The following is a 19,314-nucleotide window of genomic DNA, read 5'->3' on the forward strand; positions in this document are numbered from 1 at the left end:
ATATACTTAAATAAAGTTTATGAATTGAATTTTTTGGAAGGGAATTATTTGGATTATGAAACAAATGATAGATAGAATAAATTATCTGTATAATAAATCTAAAAAATTTGGATTAAGTGATGATGAAAAGCTTGAACAAGAGAAATTAAGAAGGGAATATGTAAAAATAATTAGGGGAAATTTTGAGAATCAGCTCAAAAATTATAAGAAAAAGGATGATAAATAAATGTGTGTAAGCATTAGTGATTTAATAAAAACCTTTAAATTTGAAGTTATTGTTGGAGGGGATTTTTCTATAAAAGTTAAAACAACACAATTAAATAGACCTGGACTTCAACTTACGGGGTATTATTCATATTTTTCGAATGATCGAATTCAACTAATTGGAATGACTGAGTGGTCTTATATGAATTCTTTAGATGAAGAAAGTAGGGATGAAAAATTTAAAGAATATTTAGAAAAATCTACTCCATGTATAATAGTGACACGTGGACTCGAAATTTTTGAATCATTAGAAAAGTATGCGCGCATATATGGGAGGACTATTTTAAGAACTAATGAGGATACCACTGGAATCATAAGCAGACTTAAAAGATATTTAGATGAGAAACTTGCAGCAGAGACTCGTGTCCATGGTGTTTTAGTTGATATATATGGATTTGGTATTTTAATTACAGGAGATAGTGGGATTGGTAAGAGTGAGACTGCTCTTGAACTTATAAAAAGAGGACATAGGATGATTTCTGACGATGCTGTCGATTTTCGGGAGATTGATAGGGAGATAATAGGATATTGTCCGAGTATAACTTTTGGTATGCTTGAGGTTCGTGGAGTTGGTATAATAGATATTACAGCTTTATATGGCTTATCTTCTGTTCTTGAAAGTAAGAAGTTAGATTTAATAATACAACTTGAGCATTGGAAAGATGATGATTCTTATGATAGGCTTGGGATTGATGATTTGTATAAAGATATTTTAGGAGTTAAGGTAAAACTTGTACGTATACCAATACGTCCTGGAAGAAATGTGTCCGTTCTCGTTGAAGCTGCAGCTGCAAGTTATAGATATAAGTTAACTGGTAGATTACCTGCAATAGATGTGATAGGTGAGAGGATGAAAGAAATCTATTAAGGTAATTAATAACGCATTTAATTTATTATAATAAGAGATACTAATTTATATAAATTAGTTAAGTTGGTGATTTGCTTTGACCATATATAACATTTCTAAGCTTTTTGAAGAGGAAGAAAATTATGATCTTAATAAATATTTATATTGGTTTATTTTGAGTGAAGATGAAATTTCTTCAATACCTTTTGAAATTGATAGAGAATGTATATTTGATTTAAATTCACTTAGAAGTTTTTCCCAAATTAATTTTTACAATGAATATACATTTATGGCTTTAGATGTGTTAGAATTTAACAATGATATGTTAAGTTTTAAAAATCTTAATATATTTTTTGGAAAAAATTATTTGATAACCGTATATAAGAATAACTTAGATGTTATAGATAAATTAATCCTAGATTTAAAGGAAAATAAAAATTGCTTTGTTGTTAAGAATAATCCTAAAATATCAACACTTTTATATATGATTATAGATAGGGTAATACTTAAAAATTATTCTACAATAAGCTCTATAAGTTCAGAGTGTGATAAAATTGAAATAAGTATATTAAAAGAAGATTCTCAGAAAAATTTTGAAGAATTAATTCGTCTCAGAGGTCAGGTATATAGAGTCAAGAAATATTTGTATCCTCTTAGATATATTGGTGACTCTTTAATATTAAATGAGAATGGCATTATAGATAATTGTGATATTGTTTTGTTTGAGAGGATAAATGAAAAATTCCAAAAGTTAATGGGAGCAATTGAAAGTTTAAATCAGCAATTATCTCTTGTTAGAGAAGCATATGAATCTGAACTTTCAAATAAGACCAATCAGCTTATGAAGGTTTTTACACTCGTTGCATCTATTTTTCTTCCTCTTGATTTATTGACGAGTTTTTTTGGTATGAGTTTTGAGATTATGCCACTTAGGCATTCGTGCTATTCTATACATATAGTTGTTGTTGTTATGATTGTAATTGTATGTTTGCTTATAATTTTATTTAAGAGGAAAGATTGGTTATAAAAAATTTTAAAAAAATGGAGGAGTGTTATTTATGGGCGATAAAACATTATCAAAGATCGCATGGGAAAATTATAGTGAAGAAAATTTATTGGAACTTGAGGATCTATGTAGTAAATATAAGGATTTTTTAAGTAAGAATAAAACTGAAAGAGAATGTGTTAATTATTTTATTAATGAAGCTGTTAAGCATAATTTTAAAGATTTAAGAGAAGTAATAAAAAATAGGGAAAAACTTAATAAGGGAGATAGAGTTTATTATTCTAAAATGGATAAAACTCTAATTTTAGCGGTAATTGGTGATGAAAGTTTAGAAAATGGATTTAATATAATAGGTTCACATATTGATGCTCCTAGAATTGATATAAAGCAATCTCCTGTATATGAATCTGATGGATTATGCTATTTTGATACTCACTATTATGGTGGTATAAAGAAATATCATTGGGTTGCACGTCCTATGTGTTTAAAGGGGGTAGTAATAAAAAGTAATGGAGATAAGGTTGTTATAAATATAGGTGATGATGATAATGATCCATATTTAGGATTTTCAGATTTACTTCCTCACTTGTGGAAAGATCAAGCTATGAAAAAAGGTGTTGATGTTATTGAGGGAGAACAGTTGAATTTGCTTGTAGGATCTAGGTCATTAGATGGTAAAAAAGATAAAGTTAAGAAATTAATATTATCAATATTAAGTGAAAAATATGGAATATGTGAGGAGGATTTAATTTCTGCAGAACTTGAGGTTGTGCCAGCTGGCCCAGCTAAGGATTATGGATTAGATAGAAGTATGATAATTGGATATGGTCAAGATGATAGAGTTTGTGCATTTACTTCATTTATGTCCATGCTTAAAATAGATGGTATACCTAAGAGAACAAGTATTTGTATGTTGGTTGATAAAGAGGAGATTGGGAGCACTGGGGCAACTGGGATGGAATCAAAATTATTTGAAAATTTTTCGGCTGAACTTTTAAATTCTTGTAGAGATAATTATTCAGAGATAGTTTTGAAAAGATCCTTAGATAGATCATATATGTTATCAGCTGATGTAACCTGTGCATATGATCCGAATTTTCCAAATGAGACTCCTAAGCAAAGCACGGCATTTTTTGGTAAAGGTGTTACGATATCCAAGTATACAGGTTCAAGAGGGAAAAGCGGATGCAATGATGCAAATCCTGAGTTTTTGGCAAAATTGAGAGATATATTTAATAGAGAAGGTATTTGTTACCAAGTTGGAGAACTTGGTAAGGTTGATCAAGGAGGAGGAGGAACAATAGCATATTTTTTGTCTAGGTATGGTATGGAAGTTGTTGATATTGGAGTTCCATTGCAAAATATGCATGCTCCTTTTGAGGTTTCATCAAAGGCAGATATTTATGAAACATACAAGGCATATGGTACATTTTATAAATATTTAGTTTAATTTTTTAAGAGGGTACGCTTTAGGGGTACCCTCTATTTTGTATTTATATTACTAAATTGTAATAATTATTAAATTCTTGAAAACTATTAAGAAATATGGTAAAATGTTAACAATAATAAAACATATTTAAATTCATATTAATAAATTGAATAAATTTAGGAGGGGTGTAGTTGGCTAGCAATAAAAAATCTAAAAATCTAAGAAAAGGAATTGCAACTACTACAGCTGTAGCAAGTGTTGTTTTACAGGCAGGAGTAGTTGCAGGTGCTACTGTTTCGTCTGAAAATCAAACAGCTCAGGATCAATTGACTCAAGATCAGACTAATCAAAATAAAACAAATGAAGATCAGAATCAAACAACTCAGAATCAATTGACTCAAAATAAAGATGCCCAAACAAGTTCTAATCATCCTGAGGTTCCTTATTTTTATTACTGGACTACTGGGGATAAAGTTTATATAAATTGGGATTATGGACATGTAGCTAATAGGCCTAGTAAGATTGAGGCTGTGATAGATAAGGATATTAGTTTTTTAAATCCAAGTTACATAGAGGTTAAACCTAAAGGGGCAGAATTTACACCTAACATTAAAGGAGAGTTTTATTTAAGAGTAAGATTCTTCGATTCTAAAGGAAGTGTTACTCATGAGAGTGTTAGGAAAGTTTCTATAAATTCAACTGAAACTAGAGATATAAAAGGTTTAAAATATGAGTTTGTAGGTGCAGGGGTAAAATTAAGCTGGGCGAATTTTGTTGAAGGTATTAAGACTGTAAAGATATCTGTTGATGGAAAACTTTATAAAGAATTAACAGCATCTGATGTAAAAGATAATTCTTATATTGTTGAAAATGTTAAGGATGGATCAGAAATAAAGATTACTATTATAAACGGGACTGGATTGGAGTATAATGGATCTGTTATTGTAAAAGAGGGTGCTATTCAACAATCATCGCTTATTAAGTTAGGTTTAAGTAAGGACTTAATAGGTATAGAAGTAAATTTATCTAATTCTAATTTTAAAGCTGGAAATGAATTTTTGGTTAATGTAGCTGAAAAGAGTAGCGGCACATCTATAGTTTCTAATTTTAAAGCCACTCTAAATGAAGATAGGGGTTCATTTACTGTTTATCCAGATGAAGGAAAATCTTTGTTTAATGGTGAGTATTCTGTTAAGATAACAGACGTTAAAACAGGAACTGTTTATACATATGATTATACTCATGTAGTACATAACCTCTCTAATTTTGTATATGCATCTGATAATGGTCAAGTAGTGGCTTCATGGGATAGGTTGGAGTCGATGGTATATAGCGATCTTATGTGGAGTACATCAGAAGATTTTTCAACTTATAATACTGTAGAACTTGGTGATGGAAAGAGCGGAGTTAAATTTAATACTGACATTAAAAGTGGAAATATTTATTTATTACTTACAACTTATGATGCTAATAGAAGAGTTCTTTCCCAAAATTACGGTGTTTTAGATATGACTCAAATTAGTTCTGCAATTAATAACTTTAAGGGATATTATAAAGCTAATAATACGGCTGAGTTTAGTTGGGATAAGGTAAATGCGAATATACAAAAAGCAATGGTAATGGTTAATGATAATGTATTTGTTTTATCTAGTGCAGAGTTAGGTATTTTAAACAGTACAAGTACATTGACATTAGGTGGATTTGAAAAAGGAAATAAGTATGACGTGAGTTTGTATTTAATAGATGAAAATAATAAGTTATATTCAGCATCTACTTCATCTATAAGTGAAAGTTCAGATTCTCAATCATCTGATGTAACTTTAGTTGCTCCAAGTGGAATTAGTGCTAAATATATATTGAATCCAGGAGTATTAAGTCTCTTATTTGATACTAGCATTTATGATATTTCACAAAATTCTTCTATATCTATAACTGTTGATGGTAAAGAAATACCGAGCGTATTACCAGTGTTTGTTAAAGAAACAAATGCTATTAATATAAAAGGGTTAATTCCAGGAAAGACTTATAGCAATATCGTTATTGGTTATATGGATAGTAAGGGAGGGGCTAAATCAGTAAAAATAGATTCTCTTTTAATTAGTAAGGGAAGTTCATTAGATTCATTCCTTATAAATGCGTATAATAAAGCTTTGAGTAGGGACACTCAAAATATTGATGAAGAAGGATATAATTACTGGAAGAATGGACTTTTGAGTAAAAATATAAATTTAAGTTATTTCATAAAGAATTTAGGATATGTTCCTGAGTTTATGAATTTAATAAAATCACCTGATGATTTAATAACAAGACTTTACCACGTTTTAGTTTTAAGAGATCCAGAACCTCAAGGTCTTCAATTCTGGACAAATGTATATACTGAATTGATTGCAAATGGAGTTTCTCATACAGAATCAGTTATGAAGATTCTTAGTGATATGACAACAAGTAGTGAGTTTGCTGATCTTTCTGCAAGAATTGGAGTAAATCCATAAGGAAAATTAATTTATTGAATGAAATAGAATATTAATTTATTATAAAGGTAGAGATAATTTCTCTATCTTTATTTTTTAAAGGATTTTTAAGGAGTGTGAGTGTGTGAGAAAAATATTAGCATCGGATTTAGATGGTACACTTATTTTTAATAGTAAACTTGATAATATAAATAGAGAAAGTATATTAAAAATGAAAAAATGTGGACATTTGTTTGGTGTTTCAACGGGAAGGCCATATAATGGGGTTAAATTTCTTTGTGATGAGTATAATATAGATCCAGATTTTTATGTTTTATTAAATGGGGCATTAGTTATAAACAAAGAAAATCGTGTGTTGAAGCATGAAGTAATACCTTATGAGATAGTAAAAAAAATTTATGATAAATATAAATACTCAAGCTTTATAGGGATTGATAATGGATATGAAAGCATAACCTTAAGAGGTATAAATGAGTATTCTTGGGATTTTATAAAACAGGGGACAATTAATGATTTAGTGAATAACAAAAATTCTTTAATGTCATTAGATTTTTCGAATGTAGATATTGAGGAAGTTGATCAAATGTGTAATGATATAAATGATGAATTTGGAGATGTGATTGTTGCATATAGGAATTCATATTTTATAGATATTGTACCTAAGGGATGTTCTAAAGGAAATGGAGTTGATTTGATATTAAAAGAATTTGGAGTAAATAGAGAAAATTTATATGTTATTGGTGATTCATATAATGATATTAGTATGTTTAATGAAACAAAAAACTCATTTACTTTTCATACAGTTGAGGAAAAATTAAAAGATCATGTGAATTTTATTGTTAATTCAGTTAGTGAGTGCATAGAGAAATATATTTTATGATTTATTGTATAAAAGTAAAATTATTATTATTGAAATATTTATGTAATTTAAATATAATAATTATTATTTAATTATTTCGAATTTATGGATTTAGTATATCGATATAATTTATTATTTTAGTTTTTAATATATAGAGTTTTATTTAATAAAATAGTTTGGATATTTTTTATCTATTTTGGGAATAAAAACTCTATAAATATTTTAAAGTATTTTATTAAAATAAGAATATTTAATTTAAATTTGTGTCCAGTTGATTTACAATATTAAATATGAATTAATTGTCTATTTTAACTTAAAAGTTTTTAACCAATCTTGCTTTNAGAAAACGTTTTCTAGTATAATATTTATAACGTTATGTAAAAATTAAGGGGGAATTAAATTGGTAGGAATTATTCTTGCTAGTCATGGTAAATTTGCTGATGGTATCTTACAATCTGGATCAATGATTTTTGGTGATCAAGATAATGTAGAATCGGTTATATTATTACCAAATGAAGGTCCTGATGATATAAGACTTAAAATGGAAAATGCCATAGGTCGAATGGATAATAAAGATGAAATATTATTCTTAGTTGACATGTGGGGAGGAACACCATTTAATCAGGCAAATAAATTAGTTACTGAAAATGGTGGTAAGTGGGCTATAGTTACAGGATTGAACTTACCTATGTTGATCGAAGCATATGCTTCTCGTTTATCGATGTATACTGCCCATGATATTGCAAAACATATACTTTCTGAATCAAGGAGTGGTATAAAAATTCTTCCAGAGGAGTTGGAGCAGAAAATTGAAAAGAAACAATCTTTAACAACAAAAGTAGATAATAGTTTGGATACTGGTAAAAGAATAAGCTATGTTTTAGCTAGGATAGATACAAGGTTATTGCATGGACAAGTTGCTACATCTTGGACTAAATCGGTTAATCCAACTAGGATTATAGTTGTATCAGATAATGTATCTAAAGATGATTTAAGGAAAAAAATGATTGAACAAGCTGCTCCTCCTGGGGTTAAGGTTCATGTTGTTCCAATAAGTAAAATGGCTCAAGTAGATAAGGATACTCGATTTGGGAATACTCGTGCTATGCTTTTATTTGAAAGTCCTGAAGATGCACTTAGAGCAGTTGAAAGTGGAATTGACATAAAAGAAATTAACTTAGGTTCGATTGCACATTCAATAGGTAAAGTTGTTGTAAATAGAGCAATAGCAATGGGTAAAGATGATGTTAAGGCAATTGAAAAATTGATATCTCTTGGCATAAAGTTCAATGTAAAAAAGTTACCTAGTGATTCAGGAGAGAATATAGATAATCTTTTAAAGAAAGCAAAATCAGAATTATCAAATAATTAGAGGAGGAAGGATATAATGTCTGCCATTACTATAATTTTAATTATTATAATAGCACTACTTGCTGGTATGGAGGGTATTCTTGATGAATTTCAGTTTCATCAACCACTTGTAGTTTGTACATTAATAGGTTTAGTAAGTGGTCATTTAACTGAGGGAATTATATTAGGGGGATCACTTCAAATGATAGCACTTGGATGGGCAAATATTGGGGCTGCTGTAGCACCAGATGCTGCACTTGCATCAGTTGCATCATCTATACTTATGGTTTTAGGACTTCAAAATGGATCAGTAGATACTCAAACAGTAATTTCAACATCTATAGCTGTTGCTATACCGTTATCAGTTGCAGGGTTATTCCTCACAATGCTATGTAGAACTATAACGATTCCAATAGTTCACTTTATGGATAAGGCAGCTGAAAAAGGTAAAATAAAGGTTATAGAAGTTTGGCAAATTTTATGTATATTTTTACAAGGTATACGTATAGCAATACCAGCAGTAGCACTTTGTATTATTCCAGCATCAGCTGTAACAGATGCTTTAAGCATGATGCCAAATTGGTTATCAACAGGTATGGCAATTGGTGGAGGTATGGTAGCAGCAGTTGGTTATGCAATGGTAATCAATATGATGTCAACTAAGGAAACTTGGGCATTCTTTATATTAGGATTTGTACTTGCAGCACTAGGACAATTAACATTAATTGCTTTAGGTGCTATTGGACTTGCGTTAGCAATTATATATTTAACACTAAAAGAGAATTCAGGAAATGGTAGAGGTGGAACTGGTTCAGGTGATCCACTTGGAGATATTTTAAATGATTATTAGGATTTTAATGGAGGAGATAAGTAATGCAAGAGAAAATTAAATTATCGAAAAAAGATCGTATAAGTGTTGCTTGGCGTCACCAGTTTCTTCAGGGTTCTTGGAACTATGAGCGTATGCAAAATGGAGGATGGTGTTATTCGATCATTCCTGCTATAAAGAAACTTTATAAAACTGATGAAGAAAGAGTAGCTGCATTAAAAAGACACTTAGAATTTTATAATACGCATCCATATGTATCTGCACCAGTTATGGGTGTAACTCTTGCCTTAGAAGAAGAAAGGGCTAATGGGGCAGATGTTAATGATCAGTCTATACAGGGTGTTAAAATAGGTATGATGGGACCACTTGCAGGTGTTGGTGACCCAATATTCTGGTTTACATTGCGTCCAATACTTGGAGCTTTGGGAGCGTCATTAGCATTAAGTGGAAATATTATAGGTCCACTAATATTCTTCTTTGTTTGGAATATTATTCGTATGGGATTTTTATGGTATACACAAGAGTTTGGATATAAGGTTGGGAATTCAATAGCGAAAGACTTGTCAGGAGGACTTCTTAGAAAGATTACTCAAGGAGCATCTATACTTGGTATGTTTATCATTGGTTCTCTTGTGCAAAGATGGGTTAGCATTTCTTTTACACCTGTAGTATCTAGAGTTACTCAGCAAGAAGGAGCATATATTGATTGGAGTAAAATACAGTCAGGTGCAGAGGGAATAAAGAGTGCGCTAGAACAATACAGTGCTTTAGGAGCAAATGGGTTGAATATTGAGAAAGTTACTACACTTCAACAAAACTTAGATCAATTGATACCAGGACTTGCAGCATTGCTATTAACTCTTTTATGTTGTTTCTTACTTAAAAAGAAAGTTTCTCCTATATTAATAATAATAGCTTTATTCGTAGTAGGTATAGTTGCACATCTCCTTGGAATTATGTAGGATAAATGTAATTTATTTAGGAGAAGATGTATGATTACCTCTTTAAATACAAAAGTAGATTTAGCAATAAAAGGTATATCTTATTTAAATGTTCCAAGTTATGGAAATATTATGATAGGAAATAAATCATTTGAGTTTTATAATGAGAGGAATGTTAAAGATAATATACAAATTCCTTGGGAGGAGATAAGTCATATAGTCGTATCTGTTAAATTTAACGGTAAATGGATACCGAGATTTATGATTGTAACTCATAAAAATGGAACATTTACTTTTTCGTCAAGGAATAATAAATTGCTTTTAAGAGAAGTTTGTAAGTATGTAGATAAGGACCGTATGTTTAGATCTCTTGGATTTTTTAAATCTATAGTTGGTGGAATACGGAAGATATTTAATAAAAATTAGGGACTGTATATACAGTCCCTTTTTAATTAATTATGATATTTAATTAGATAATCTGCGATATTGAATAAATTAGTTCTAGTATGTAAATTGGATATATCTATTAAATCTGGTTCATATGATCCATCCCATGGATAAATAGTAATATATTTATCGTTTAGTATATCTATAACAAAAATGCTTTTTTCATTTAGATATACTGTCAATCTATATTCTGGATTTTTTGTATCAAGGTTAGATGTTGAATAATCTAAAAAGTATTCAGGTTTTAATGAATTAAAAAATGAACTAATATTTTCCATATATTCTTTAGGAATCGTTTTGTTTTTACCAAGTTTAGAGTAAAAGATTGAAATTGTTAAATCACTATTAGTGGAGTTATTAATAGTTTTGATTAGATTGTTAGTATATAGACTTAATGATGGTTTTTTTATTTTTAATGGAGATTTTAGGGTATTTATAAAGTTAGAATTACAACTTAATATGAAGAATGGAAATATTAAACATATTAATAGAATTTTAAGATATTTAATCATAATGTTACCTCTAATGTTTTTAATTATGTTAACTCTTTCTTTTATTCTAAAGGTATGTTTTTTTTTTAGGATTATGATAAAAATATATAAAAATTATTGAAAAAGGATAATTATTGTGATAAAATCACTTATGTTATTTGATATGCCGCTGTGGCGGAATTGGCAGACGCATACGACTCAAAATCGTACGGGAAACCATATGGGTTCGAGTCCCATCAGCGGTACCATGGTTAAAAGAGAAGATTACTTTGATAGAGTCTTCTCTTTTTTTGTGTAATTATCTATTTTTGTAAATATATTATTTGTTAACATGTCCTCTAGTAAATTAGCCATCTCTAATGAACTCATTTCTGATTGATTTCTGATCCATCGACTTATGACTGAAATTATTGCAGATAAATAAAAATCCAGTATATATTCAGCTCTAATATTATTTTTAGGAAGATTAAATGCATCCATGCATGAATTAAATAGTTCCTTTTTTAGTCGATCTGTAAAATGAGCACTATTTTGGTTACTGAGAAGAACTTTTATATATGATTCCCAATTTTCGTAAATATTTAAAAATGTATTTATAAATTGTTTGCTCGGATTTTCTTTTTTCATATCTATTATAATATTTTTCTTAACATAGCGTATGCTTGAGTTTTCTATGTAATCTAAAACATCGTAGATGTCGCTGAAGTAATTATAAAATGTAGTTCTGTTATATCCAGCGGTATCTGTTAATTCGCGTATTGAGATTTTTTCTATTGGTTTCTTCATATAGAGTTTACAAAAAGAAACTATAAATGAATTTTTCGTTTCGTTAGTTGTATCCTGTTGTTTTTTCATATTATATCCTCCCTAAGTTTTTAAACAAAATGTGTATGATTGTCCATTGATAATGTTAAATTGATAATGTAATAATTATATATAATTAATTATGTAATTAACAGGAGGTTAAAAATAATGTATTATTCAAGTGGAAATTATGAGGCATTTGCAAGACCTATTAAACCTGAGGGTGTTGATAATAAATCTGCGTATCTTATTGGATCAGGACTTGCATCTTTAGTAGCTGCATTTTATCTTGTTCGTGATGCTCAAATGAAAGGAGAAAATATCCATATACTTGAAAAAGATTCAATCCCTGGAGGAGCGTGTGATGGGTTCGATTATAAAGGTATTGGATATGTAATGAGAGGAGGACGTGAAATAGATAATCATTATGAAATACTTTGGGATGTATTTAGATCCGTACCTTCTATTGAGATTGAAGGAGCATCAGTTTTAGATGAGTTCTATTGGCTTGATAAGAAAGATCCAAATTATTCTTTAAGACGTGCTACCGTAAATAGGGGCGAAGACGCAAAAATGGAGAATAAATTTGGATTATCAGATAAGGCATCATTACAAATAATGAGATTATTTTTTACTTCAGACGAAGACTTATACGATAAACCTATAACTGATTATTTTGATGATGAAGTTTTAAAATCTAATTTCTGGTTATATTGGAGAACTATGTTTGCATTCCAAAATTGGCACAGTGCATTAGAAATGAAATTATATATAAAGAGATTCATACATCATATAGGAGGAATGCCAGATTTTAAAGCTGTAAGATTTACTAGGCGCAATCAATATGAATCAATGATTCTCCCTCTTATTAAATATTTGGAGTCTCATAATGTTGATTTTCAATATAATACTAAGGTAGTTGATGTTGAATTTGATATTCAGCCGCACAAAAAGCAAGCAACTTCGATAAAAATATTAAGAGATGGTAAGGAAGAAGAAATAAAATTAACTGAAAATGATTTATTATTTATAACAAATGGTGGATGTGTTGAAAATTCATCAATTGGTTCTCAAAATACTCCAGCAGTACTTAATTCTGAGATTAAAGAAGGTGGTGGCTGGGATATGTGGAGAAGAATCTCAGTTAAGGATCCATCATTTGGTAATCCTGATAAGTTTTGTTATGATGCTGAAAAAAGTAACTGGATGAGTGCAACAGTTACAGTACTTGATGATAAAATTGTTCCGTATATAAAAAATATTTGTCAACGTGATCCATTTTCAGGAAAAGTTGTAACGGGAGGAATTGTTACTGTCAAAGACTCTAAATGGTTGCTTAGTTGGACATTTAATCGTCAACCTCAGTTTAGAGAACAACCTAAGGGTCAATTAGTCGGGTGGATTTATGGACTATTTAGTGATGTAGCTGGGGATTATATAAAGAAACCTATGAGAGATTGCACTGGTAAAGAAATTTGTATGGAGTGGTTATATCATTTAGGTGTTCCTGAAGATCAAATAGTGGATTTAGCTGAGAATCATGCTAATACTGTTCCTTGTATGATGCCGTATATTACTGCATTTTTCATGCCAAGGTCTAAAGGAGATAGACCAAATGTTGTACCGACTGGATCTGTAAACTTTGCATTTATTGGACAATTTGCTGAAACTGAAAGAGACACAATTTTTACGATAGAGTATTCAGCAAGAACTGGTATGGAATCTGTATATACTTTATTAAATGTTGATCGTGGAGTTCCGGAAGTTTGGGGAAGTACATTTGATATAAGAGATTTAGTAAATGCAACTTATTGTATGAGGGATGGTAAGAAGATTACGGATATGAAATTAGGATTTAAGGAGAATATCGCATTAAAGGAATTACTTAAGAAGATATCTGGGACTGATGTTGAGAAACTGTTAAAAGAATATAAATTAATATAAAATATATATTTTAGGTAGTACTTATGTGCTACCTTTTTTAATTAAAAAGCTAGAATATGTATAAAAAACTATTGATTTATGTATTAAAATAATTGAATATATAGTTAAGAATAATTATAAAGATGGAGTATTTAATATGAAAAACATATTAGTTACAGGTGCCACTGGATTTATTGGTAGTCATACAAGTGTTGAACTTTTAGAAAATGGATATAATGTAATAGGTATAGATAATTTATATAATTCAGATAAAGATGTTTTGAGCAGTATAGAATATATAACAGGGAAGAGTGTTAAATTTTATGAAGGAGATATACTAGATTATAGTATTTTAAAGAAGATATTTTTAGAGAATAATATAGATTGTGTTATACATTTTGCAGCATTTAAAGCAGTAGGGGAATCTGTTGAAAAACCCCTTGATTATTATTATAATAATGTTTCAGGTACTTTAAATATTTTAAATTGTATGAGGGAATTTAATTGTAAGAAGTTTATTTATTCATCTTCTGCAACCGTATACGATAAAGATAATCCAATTCCATATTTAGAGCATTATAAAAAATCTGCAACAAGTCCTTATGGATATACAAAAGTTATGGTTGAGCAAATATTATCTGATATTTATGTTTCTGATAAGGATTTTAGCTGTGTCATGCTTAGATATTTTAATCCGATTGGTGCTCATAAAAGTGGTTTAATAGGAGAGAATCCTAAAGGTGTTCCGAATAATTTAATGCCATACATATGTGATGTTGCAATATCTAAGAGAGAGTTTTTAAATGTGTTTGGAAATGATTACAATACTGTAGATGGAACAGGTGTTCGTGATTATGTTCATGTAGTTGATATAGCTAGAGGTCATTTGGAAGCTATGAAATATGTTTTAATATCAAAAGGTAATATAGGTATCAATCTAGGTACAGGAAAGGGAACTAGTGTTCTTGAACTCGTTGAGTGTTTTGAGAGGGTTAGTGGTAAGAAAATAAATATTAGGATTTGTGGTAGAAGGGATGGAGATATCGATGAATTCTACGCAGATACGACTAAAGCTAGAGAAATTTTAGGATGGGAGTCTAGGTTTGATATAGAGGATATGTGTTTAGATTCATGGAATTATATCAAAGCTCACATTTAACTTAGATACAATTTTATTATTATACAAGTATTTGAAATTATATCAATAAAGGAGGATAAATTGGATAGTATAAATAAAAAGAGGGAATTTATCATTAAGTTCCTATATTTTTTAATAATACTAGGAATTATAGTCTTTATATTTAAGTATGCGTTACCTATATTATCTCCATTTATTTTTGCATTTTTAATTTCTGTGATTTTAAAGAGGCCAGTTGATTACATATCAACTAAATTTAAGATAAATAGAAAATTTGTTGGAGTTATTAGTTTATTATTTATATATATAAGTATTTTTATAATACTTATATTTTTTGGCACTAAATTTTTTAGATATATTGGTAGTATTTTTCAAAAACTACCTGAGATATATACATTTAATGTAGAACCTGTACTTAATGTTATTATATATAAAATACAAGATATAATACCGGAATTAAGTACTGTAATAGATTTAGAAAATATAAGTAAGTATATAATGAATATTATTAATTCTATATCTTTATCAGCTGTTGATTTAATTGCATCTATTGCAACTAAGATTCCATCTTTTTTAGTAAAATTTATTTTTGCTATAATTTCATCATTTTTGTTTACCTTGGATTATTACAGATTTACAGGGTTTGTAATGAGGCAATTTCCAGAACGTGTACAGCATATAATTTTAAATATAAAAAGAAATATTTTTGGAACTATATTTAAATTAATGAAAGCGTATTTTATATTGATGACGTTAACATTTATCGAATTGAGTATAGGATTTACTATTTTTAGTATACCTAATTCTATATTGCTTGCGGTTATTATAGCTATTTTGGATATATTGCCAGCAATTGGAGTGGGTGGTATACTTATACCGTGGTCAATAATCGAATTAGTAAAAGGAAATTATAATTTATCCATAGGGTTAATTGTTATTTATGCTATTATCACAATAATCAGATATATATTAGAGCCTAAGATTGTCGGAAGTCAAATAGGACTTAATCCTATTGTAATCATCATAAGTATATTTCTTGGTGCTCAAATATTTGGATTTTTAGGAATATTTATCCTTCCTATAATTGCAACAATTATAAAATATTTAAATGATAGTGGAACAATTAAACTATTTAAGTAATTAATAGAATTTTGATTTTTGGTAGGAGTGGTTATCTTGAATAATGAGGAATCAGTATTTTTTAAGATTTTTAATTTTAAAAAAACACGCACTAATATTGATGGATTAATTGGGAAAATAGGATTAGTTACTAAAGATATTGACAATATTCAATCACTTGGAGAGGTACAAATTAATCATGATTACTGGGGTGCTATAAATTATGATGAATGTGAGGTTATAAAAAAGGGTACAAAAGTTGAAATTTTGGATATAAGAGGAGTTAAACTCATAGTTAGAGAAGTTAAATAAGGAGAATAATTATGCCGATAATAAGTTTATTAGCTGTGATTTTAATAGTTTTTATTGTTTTAGGAATAATTTTTAGTTGTGTGATAGTGGTACCTCAAGCCTATATTTATGTAATTGAAAGGTTTGGGGCATACTATAAGACATTTGAGGTTGGCATACATTTTAGGATTCCATTTATAGATAGGGTAGCTAGGAAGATATCAATTAAAGAGCAGGTTATAGATTTTGATCCTCAACCAGTAATAACTAAGGATAATGTAACTATGATGATTGATACTGTAGTATTTTATCAAGTTACAGATCCTAAACTATATGTTTATGGAGTTGAACATCCTATTTTAGCAATAGAAAATTTATCAGTAACTACGCTTAGAAATATAATAGGAGATCTTGAATTAGATGAAACGTTAACATCTAGAGATATTGTTAATGGTAAAATGAGATCTATTTTAGATCAGGCAACTGATTCTTGGGGTATAAAAATAAATAGAGTTGAACTTAAAAATATAATACCACCTCAAGAAATTCAAGATTCTATGGAAAAACAGATGAAGGCAGAACGTGAAAGAAGAGAACTTATACTTAGAGCAGAGGGAGAGAAGAAGTCTTCTATACTTAGAGCAGAAGGTGAGAAGGAGTCCGCTATTCTTAAGGCAGAAGGACAGAAACAGGCTGCAATAAAAGAAGCGGAAGGTAGAGCCGAATCAATATTGAAGATTCAAAAGTCTCTTGCAGATAGTATAAAATATATGAATGAGGCAAATCCAACAGAGAAGGTATTATCTCTTAAAGCATTGGAGGCTTTAGAAAAGGTTGCAGATGGTAAAGCTACGAAAATAATAATACCTTCAGAGATTCAGAATTTGGCTTCATTAACGACTTCTTTAGGGGAAATATATAATTCAACTAAAGAACAATAGAGTTTATTTAATATCAGCCTATAATTTTGTAGGTTGATATTTTTTTAAAAAAGTATATAGTTAAAAATAATACTTAGTTAGAAATGAGGAATTGTATTGGGAGATTTAAGAAATATTTTAAATGGGGTAGTCTTAGGTGTATCAAATATTATTCCTGGAGTATCTGCTGGTACCATGTTAGTAGTTTTGGGAATATACGATAAACTAATAAAATCTATATCCACCATATTTTGCAAATTTAAGGAAAACTTTAGATTTTTGTTTTTTTTAGGACTTGGAATACTGTTAGGAATTTTACTTTTTAGTAATATTTTATCTTATTTCTTAGATAGGTATCCTTGGCAAATGAATTATTTATTTATGGGCCTTATTTTGGGAACATTTGGTATCTTATTTAAAACTGTTAAAGATTTTAATCCGAATAAATTGAGTTATACATTTTTTTTGATAACCTTTCTGATTTTGATAGGTATTAGATTTATGGATATATCGATTTATAGTCGTGATATTATAGATGAATTGAGTTTAAGGAATGCAATTATGCTTTTTGCTAGCGGGTTTGTAGCTGCAAGTGCAATGGTGATTCCTGGTTTGAGTGGATCTTTTATTTTAATAGTTTTTGGTGTTTATAATTCTATAATAGTAGCAGTATCTGAATTGAATATTTTGATATTAATTCCATTTGGTGTTGGAGTAATATTAGGATTTTTGTGTATGATTAGAGTGATTGAATATCTTTTAAAAGCATTTAAAATTCAAACATATATGGGAATACTTGGTCTTGTTACAGGATCACTTGTACTGATTTTTCCAGGTTTTGAATTTTCAATGGTTGGATTAACGTGTATATTATCTTTAATTCTTGGATTTGCGATTTCGTATTTTATGTGTAAGATTGATGGACATATTAAAGATAACAGAAAATAATTTTATTTAAAAGTTATTTACATAATATAGGTATTTTATTTAAAAAGCCTACATCATTAATGATGCGGGCTTTTTTCTTTGAATGATTTTAGTATTATAAATGATAGTATTAAACTTAGTCCAATTACGATAAATGGTAGTTTAAACCATACATTGAATAATAGTCCAGATAAAATTGATCCTAAGAATGATCCTATTGCTTTGAATCCATTTTGAATTCCTAATATTTCTCCCTGATTTTGAGTTGAGTTTTCAAGTAATAATGTTTGTATAGTTGGAGTAATTAGAGTGTGTGTTATAATGAATATTAGAAGAGCTATAACTGTTATATATTGATTTGTTACAGACATTGCTATTAGTATGCTTGATCCAGATAGTAATATTGAGAACATATACAGAGATTTAGAGTTAAATTTTTTTCCTACTATAGGTATTATTATTAAATTAGTTATTAATGTAAACATTCCACTTGATCCAAGTATAACGCCATTTATACTTGTTGGTAAATTTAAGATATCTTCAACATAATAGCTAATTGTAGAGGCATATCCTTGAATCGCTAAGAATGTTAAAATCATTATTAGTAATATTAAGTATACAAATTTATTTGATTTTTTTATTTTAGATAAATCTTTAAAGTTTAATATTTTTAAGGTGAATTTAGAATCCTTATTTTTAGGTGTATTATCTTTAAATAATATAGTTATAAGAATTATTGATAATAAAGATATCGATATTTGAGTAAAGAATGTGAGTTTATAATCATTTATGCCTAAAATCCCACCGATTAAGGATCCTAATATTACACCTATGCTATTAGAAGCATTAAAGTATGAAATCTTTTTTAGTTTAAGTTTGACAGGAGTTATGGATGATACGTAAGCCATACTAGAAACAAAGTAACCAGCTATAAATATTCCAGATATGATTCTTGCTATGATTACACTTACATTGTTTGGGAAAAATCCAAATATAATTTGTCCTATAGTATAACCTATGAGTGAAATCAGCATTGTTATTTTTTTTCCGTAAATATTGCATATAATGCCGAATGTTGGAGCGCTTATAAATGTTGATATATTGAGGCATCCTTGAAGTAGTCCAAAATAAAATGTAGGTAAATTATTTTCATTGATAAATTTTGGAGTAATAGGATGCACCATCGTTAATGATATGTATACAATCATGTTAAGTAAAAAAATTTTTGTAAATTGTCTATTGGATTTATTCAATCTAT

General features: G+C 28.9%; 19 protein-coding genes and 1 tRNA gene. 17 read left to right on the forward strand and 3 right to left on the reverse strand.

What is annotated here, in order from left to right; all coding sequences use genetic code 11:
* Positions 1 to 55 precede the first annotated feature (55 nt).
* The 10 genes from SFBMNL_RS08160 to SFBMNL_RS01810 all read left to right on the forward strand — a co-directional run bounded on the left by SFBMNL_RS08160 (position 56) and on the right by SFBMNL_RS01810 (position 10,422).
* Positions 56 to 226 (forward strand): DUF896 domain-containing protein, encoded by a 171-nt coding sequence (locus tag SFBMNL_RS08160; protein ID WP_005807045.1) that lies wholly within the window; start codon positions 56 to 58, stop codon positions 224 to 226.
* Positions 227 to 1,132 (forward strand): HPr(Ser) kinase/phosphatase, encoded by a 906-nt coding sequence (gene hprK, locus SFBMNL_RS01770; RefSeq protein WP_005807044.1) that lies wholly within the window; start codon positions 227 to 229, stop codon positions 1,130 to 1,132.
* A gap of 76 nt (positions 1,133 to 1,208) precedes the next feature.
* Positions 1,209 to 2,138: a magnesium transporter CorA family protein gene (locus SFBMNL_RS01775; RefSeq protein ID WP_005807042.1), complete on the forward strand. Its 930-nt coding sequence runs from the start codon at positions 1,209 to 1,211 to the stop codon at positions 2,136 to 2,138.
* 31 nt (positions 2,139 to 2,169) lie between these two features.
* Positions 2,170 to 3,567 (forward strand): aminopeptidase, encoded by a 1,398-nt coding sequence (locus SFBMNL_RS01780; RefSeq protein WP_042294246.1) that lies wholly within the window; start codon positions 2,170 to 2,172, stop codon positions 3,565 to 3,567.
* Positions 3,568 to 3,737: 170 nt separating this feature from the next.
* On the forward strand, positions 3,738 to 6,038 hold the full coding sequence (locus tag SFBMNL_RS01785) for a hypothetical protein (RefSeq protein ID WP_042294247.1): 2,301 nt from the start codon (positions 3,738 to 3,740) through the stop codon (positions 6,036 to 6,038).
* A gap of 103 nt (positions 6,039 to 6,141) precedes the next feature.
* Positions 6,142 to 6,897, forward strand: coding sequence for an HAD-IIB family hydrolase (locus SFBMNL_RS01790; protein WP_005807037.1), 756 nt, complete (start codon positions 6,142 to 6,144; stop codon positions 6,895 to 6,897).
* 379 nt (positions 6,898 to 7,276) lie between these two features.
* On the forward strand, positions 7,277 to 8,248 hold the full coding sequence (locus SFBMNL_RS01795; protein ID WP_042294248.1) for a PTS sugar transporter subunit IIB: 972 nt from the start codon (positions 7,277 to 7,279) through the stop codon (positions 8,246 to 8,248).
* Between the two features lie 15 nt (positions 8,249 to 8,263).
* Positions 8,264 to 9,076: a PTS mannose/fructose/sorbose transporter subunit IIC gene (locus SFBMNL_RS01800; RefSeq protein WP_042294249.1), complete on the forward strand. Its 813-nt coding sequence runs from the start codon at positions 8,264 to 8,266 to the stop codon at positions 9,074 to 9,076.
* A 23-nt stretch (positions 9,077 to 9,099) separates the two neighbouring features.
* Positions 9,100 to 10,017: a PTS system mannose/fructose/sorbose family transporter subunit IID gene (locus SFBMNL_RS01805; RefSeq protein WP_014017845.1), complete on the forward strand. Its 918-nt coding sequence runs from the start codon at positions 9,100 to 9,102 to the stop codon at positions 10,015 to 10,017.
* A gap of 30 nt (positions 10,018 to 10,047) precedes the next feature.
* Positions 10,048 to 10,422: a DUF956 family protein gene (locus tag SFBMNL_RS01810; RefSeq protein ID WP_005807032.1), complete on the forward strand. Its 375-nt coding sequence runs from the start codon at positions 10,048 to 10,050 to the stop codon at positions 10,420 to 10,422.
* A 26-nt stretch (positions 10,423 to 10,448) separates the two neighbouring features.
* Here the strand turns inward: SFBMNL_RS01810 and SFBMNL_RS01815 are convergent, their stop codons facing one another.
* Entirely contained in the window at positions 10,449 to 10,955 is a 507-nt protein-coding gene (locus tag SFBMNL_RS01815; RefSeq protein WP_042294250.1) for a DUF4883 family protein, read from the reverse strand.
* Positions 10,956 to 11,099: 144 nt separating this feature from the next.
* Here SFBMNL_RS01815 and SFBMNL_RS01820 point away from each other — a divergent pair.
* Positions 11,100 to 11,182: transfer RNA gene (locus SFBMNL_RS01820), tRNA-Leu, on the forward strand.
* Positions 11,183 to 11,198: 16 nt separating this feature from the next.
* Here SFBMNL_RS01820 and SFBMNL_RS01825 read toward each other — a convergent pair.
* A complete protein-coding gene (locus SFBMNL_RS01825) occupies positions 11,199 to 11,789 on the reverse strand; it encodes a TetR/AcrR family transcriptional regulator (protein WP_042294251.1) in 591 nt (196 codons plus the stop codon).
* A 117-nt stretch (positions 11,790 to 11,906) separates the two neighbouring features.
* Here SFBMNL_RS01825 and SFBMNL_RS01830 point away from each other — a divergent pair, with 117 nt between their 5' ends.
* The 6 genes from SFBMNL_RS01830 to SFBMNL_RS01855 all read left to right on the forward strand — a co-directional run bounded on the left by SFBMNL_RS01830 (position 11,907) and on the right by SFBMNL_RS01855 (position 18,077).
* Positions 11,907 to 13,682, forward strand: coding sequence for an oleate hydratase (locus tag SFBMNL_RS01830; RefSeq protein WP_042294252.1), 1,776 nt, complete (start codon positions 11,907 to 11,909; stop codon positions 13,680 to 13,682).
* 136 nt (positions 13,683 to 13,818) lie between these two features.
* On the forward strand, positions 13,819 to 14,820 hold the full coding sequence (gene galE / locus SFBMNL_RS01835) for a UDP-glucose 4-epimerase GalE (protein WP_042294253.1): 1,002 nt from the start codon (positions 13,819 to 13,821) through the stop codon (positions 14,818 to 14,820).
* A gap of 60 nt (positions 14,821 to 14,880) precedes the next feature.
* A complete protein-coding gene (gene ytvI, locus SFBMNL_RS01840) occupies positions 14,881 to 15,939 on the forward strand; it encodes a sporulation integral membrane protein YtvI (protein WP_042294254.1) in 1,059 nt (352 codons plus the stop codon).
* Positions 15,940 to 15,966: 27 nt separating this feature from the next.
* Positions 15,967 to 16,230, forward strand: a complete 264-nt coding sequence (locus SFBMNL_RS01845) for an NfeD family protein (RefSeq protein WP_005807022.1) — start codon at positions 15,967 to 15,969, stop codon at positions 16,228 to 16,230.
* A gap of 11 nt (positions 16,231 to 16,241) precedes the next feature.
* Positions 16,242 to 17,150: an SPFH domain-containing protein gene (locus SFBMNL_RS01850; protein WP_005807020.1), complete on the forward strand. Its 909-nt coding sequence runs from the start codon at positions 16,242 to 16,244 to the stop codon at positions 17,148 to 17,150.
* A gap of 96 nt (positions 17,151 to 17,246) precedes the next feature.
* Complete coding sequence (locus SFBMNL_RS01855) at positions 17,247 to 18,077, forward strand: DUF368 domain-containing protein (protein ID WP_005807017.1); 831 nt, start codon at positions 17,247 to 17,249, stop codon at positions 18,075 to 18,077.
* Positions 18,078 to 18,133: 56 nt separating this feature from the next.
* Here the strand turns inward: SFBMNL_RS01855 and SFBMNL_RS01860 are convergent, their stop codons facing one another.
* Positions 18,134 to 19,309, reverse strand: coding sequence for an MFS transporter (locus tag SFBMNL_RS01860; RefSeq protein WP_005807015.1), 1,176 nt, complete (start codon positions 19,307 to 19,309; stop codon positions 18,134 to 18,136).
* Positions 19,310 to 19,314: the final 5 nt, after the last annotated feature.

It is taken from the genome of Candidatus Arthromitus sp. SFB-mouse-NL (genome assembly GCF_000709435.1).
Classification (GTDB): Bacteria; Bacillota; Clostridia; order Clostridiales; family Clostridiaceae; genus Dwaynesavagella.

What these genes read in the sequence shown, in the direction of transcription:
- SFBMNL_RS08160 (WP_005807045.1), top strand. Translation starts at nt 56, where the DNA reads ATGAAACAAATGATAGATAGAATAAATTATCTGTATAATAAATCTAAA.
- hprK (WP_005807044.1), top strand. Translation starts at nt 227, where the DNA reads ATGTGTGTAAGCATTAGTGATTTAATAAAAACCTTTAAATTTGAAGTT.
- SFBMNL_RS01780 (WP_042294246.1), top strand. Translation starts at nt 2,170, where the DNA reads ATGGGCGATAAAACATTATCAAAGATCGCATGGGAAAATTATAGTGAA.
- SFBMNL_RS01800 (WP_042294249.1), top strand. Translation starts at nt 8,264, where the DNA reads ATGTCTGCCATTACTATAATTTTAATTATTATAATAGCACTACTTGCT.
- SFBMNL_RS01805 (WP_014017845.1), top strand. Translation starts at nt 9,100, where the DNA reads ATGCAAGAGAAAATTAAATTATCGAAAAAAGATCGTATAAGTGTTGCT.
- SFBMNL_RS01810 (WP_005807032.1), top strand. Translation starts at nt 10,048, where the DNA reads ATGATTACCTCTTTAAATACAAAAGTAGATTTAGCAATAAAAGGTATA.
- SFBMNL_RS01815 (WP_042294250.1), bottom strand. Translation starts at nt 10,955, where the DNA reads ATGATTAAATATCTTAAAATTCTATTAATATGTTTAATATTTCCATTC.
- SFBMNL_RS01825 (WP_042294251.1), bottom strand. Translation starts at nt 11,789, where the DNA reads ATGAAAAAACAACAGGATACAACTAACGAAACGAAAAATTCATTTATA.
- SFBMNL_RS01830 (WP_042294252.1), top strand. Translation starts at nt 11,907, where the DNA reads ATGTATTATTCAAGTGGAAATTATGAGGCATTTGCAAGACCTATTAAA.
- galE (WP_042294253.1), top strand. Translation starts at nt 13,819, where the DNA reads ATGAAAAACATATTAGTTACAGGTGCCACTGGATTTATTGGTAGTCAT.
- SFBMNL_RS01850 (WP_005807020.1), top strand. Translation starts at nt 16,242, where the DNA reads ATGCCGATAATAAGTTTATTAGCTGTGATTTTAATAGTTTTTATTGTT.